This is a genomic window from Paraburkholderia sp. (assembly GCF_035501035.1).
GTDB lineage: Bacteria > Pseudomonadota > Gammaproteobacteria > Burkholderiales > Burkholderiaceae > Paraburkholderia.
Window position 1 is genome coordinate 1 of sequence record NZ_DATJWR010000252.1, and the last position, 2,456, is coordinate 2,456.

Below are 2,456 nucleotides of genomic sequence, written 5' to 3' on the forward strand. Positions count from 1 at the left end.
CTGCCGATCAAGCAGGTGATCGCAGCGGAAGGCGAGACCTACTCGCTCGACGCCTGGCAGGAGTGGTACGGCGACAAGGAACGCGCGGTCTGCATCAACAGCGGCAAGTTCGACGGCCTCGCTTACGAGCAGGCCGTGGACGCCGTCGCGGCCGACCTCAAGGCGCACGGCTATGGCGACAAGCAGGTCACGTGGCGTCTGCGCGACTGGGGCATTTCGCGCCAGCGCTACTGGGGCACGCCGATCCCCATCATCCACTGCCCGAGCTGCGGCGACGTGCCGGTGCCCGAAGCGGACCTGCCCGTCGTGCTGCCCGAGGACCTCGTGCCGGACGGCACGGGCAACCCGCTCGCGAAGTCCGAAGCATTCCTGAACTGCAAGTGCCCCAAGTGCGGCGCGGCTGCGAAGCGCGAGACCGACACGATGGACACCTTCGTCGACTCGTCGTGGTACTTCTACCGCTACGCGGCGCCGGATGCGACGAACATGGTCGACGAGCGCACCGACTACTGGATGCCGATGGACCAGTACATCGGCGGCATCGAGCACGCCATTCTTCACCTGCTGTACTCGCGCTTCTGGGCGAAGGTCTCGCGCGACCTCGGCCTCGTGAAGTTCGGCGAGCCCGCGAAGAACCTGCTCACGCAGGGCATGGTGCTCAACGAGACGTTCTACCGCGAAGACGCGGCAGGCAAGAAAACCTGGTACAACCCGGCGGATGTGACCGTCACGCATGACGACAAGGGCCGCCCGGTCGGCGCGACGCTCAACGCCGACGGCCAGCCGGTGGTGCTGGGCGGCGTCGAGAAGATGTCGAAGTCGAAGAACAACGGCGTCGACCCGCAGGTGCTGATCGACCAGCACGGCGCGGACACCGCGCGTCTGTTCACGATGTTCGCGGCGCCCCCCGAGCAGCAGCTCGAATGGTCGGGCGCGGGCGTGGAAGGCGCGAGCCGCTTCCTGCGCCGCGTGTGGGCCTTCGGTTTCGCGAATGCGCAAGCGATCAAGTCGCGCGCCAGCTTCGACGCCGCCACGCTCTCCGACGTCGAAAAGACGCTGCGCCGCGAGATCTACGGCGTGCTCAAGCAGGCCGACTTCGACTATCAGCGTCTGCAGTACAACACCGTCGTTTCGGCGGCGATGAAGATGCTCAACGCGATCGAAGGCGCAAAGGGCGCGGGCGCGGGCGTGCAGCGCGAGACGTTCGGTGTGCTGCTGCGCGTGCTGTATCCGGTCGTGCCGCACCTCACGTACCGCCTGTGGCAGGAGCTCGCTTACGCCGACGAATACGGTACGCTGCTCGACGCGCCCTGGCCGAAGGTCGACGAAAAGGCGCTGGAGCAGTCGGAGATCGAGCTCGTGCTGCAGGTGAACGGCAAGGTGCGTGGCGCCGTGACCGTCGCGAAGGACGCGGGCAAGGACGTGATCGAAGCCGCGGCGCTCGCGCACGAGATGTTCGTGAAGTTCGCCGAAGGCCGTGCGCCGAAGAAGATCATCGTCGTGCCGGGCCGCCTTGTGAACGTCGTGGTCTGAAGACCTTGCTGGCGGCGCGCCGCGCGAACCGGCTGCGCCGCGCCGCCATCCCGACTCTGTCGCGAACCCAGGGAGTCCATGTGATTCGCAGATCGTTCCTTAGTTTGTTTCTGCCGCTGGCGGGTAGCGCGCTGGTCCTCTCGGCGTGCGGCTTCCAGCTGCGCGGCGAGCAGGACTTCGCGTTCAAGCGCCTCGCCATCGTCGGCGCGCCGCCGCCTTTCGTCGGACGCCTCACGCGCATGATCGAGGGCGGCAGCGACTCGGTGGTGGTCGAATCGACGGCCAATGCCGACGCCGTGCTGCACGTTTCCGAATCGCGCAACTTCAGCACGCTCACGCTCAACTCGTTCGGCAATGTCCTGGAATATCAGGCCAACTACTGGCTCAACTATTCGCTGGTGAGCGCGGACGGCACGCAGCTGATCCAGCCGAGCACGATTGCGCTGAACCGCGCCATGACCTATAGCGATCAGTACGCGACCGCCAAGGCGCAAGAAGCCGATCTGCTGTTCGCCGACATGCAGAACGACGCCGTCGACCAGCTCATGCGCCGCCTCGCCGTGGTGAGGACGCTGACGCCGACGCCCAATCAGGTCGTGCCGGGCGTGGCGCCGCGCGCGCCGCTGCCTCCGCCGCCGCTGTGACGCGCGCGGTGCTTGCCTGCTGAGCAAACTTCAACCGAGCGCCATGCAACTGCGACCCGAAGCACTCGAAACGCACCTCACGAAAGGGCTGGCCTGCCTGTACGTCGTCTACGGCGACGAGCACCTGCTCGCCCAGGAGGCGTGCGACCGCATCCGCGCGGCCGCGCGCGCGGCGGGCTTCACCGACCGCTCGGTGTTCACGGTGGAGCGCGGCTTCGACTGGAGTTCGCTGCTCGGCGCGAGCCAGTCGATGTCGCTGTTCGGCGATCGCCAACTGGT

The 2,456-nt window shown here is 66.9% G+C and carries 2 protein-coding genes and 1 pseudogene; all 3 read left to right on the forward strand.

What is annotated here, in order from left to right; genetic code table 11:
• Positions 1 to 1,533 (forward strand): class I tRNA ligase family protein (locus tag VMJ11_RS18775; protein ID WP_325620895.1); only part of this gene is annotated, 1,533 nt, incomplete at its 5' end.
• An 80-nt stretch (positions 1,534 to 1,613) separates the two neighbouring features.
• Entirely contained in the window at positions 1,614 to 2,177 is a 564-nt protein-coding gene (gene lptE / locus VMJ11_RS18780; RefSeq protein ID WP_325620896.1) for an LPS assembly lipoprotein LptE, read from the forward strand.
• A gap of 43 nt (positions 2,178 to 2,220) precedes the next feature.
• A pseudogene (locus VMJ11_RS18785) lies at positions 2,221 to 2,456 on the forward strand (DNA polymerase III subunit delta); the annotation flags it as partial.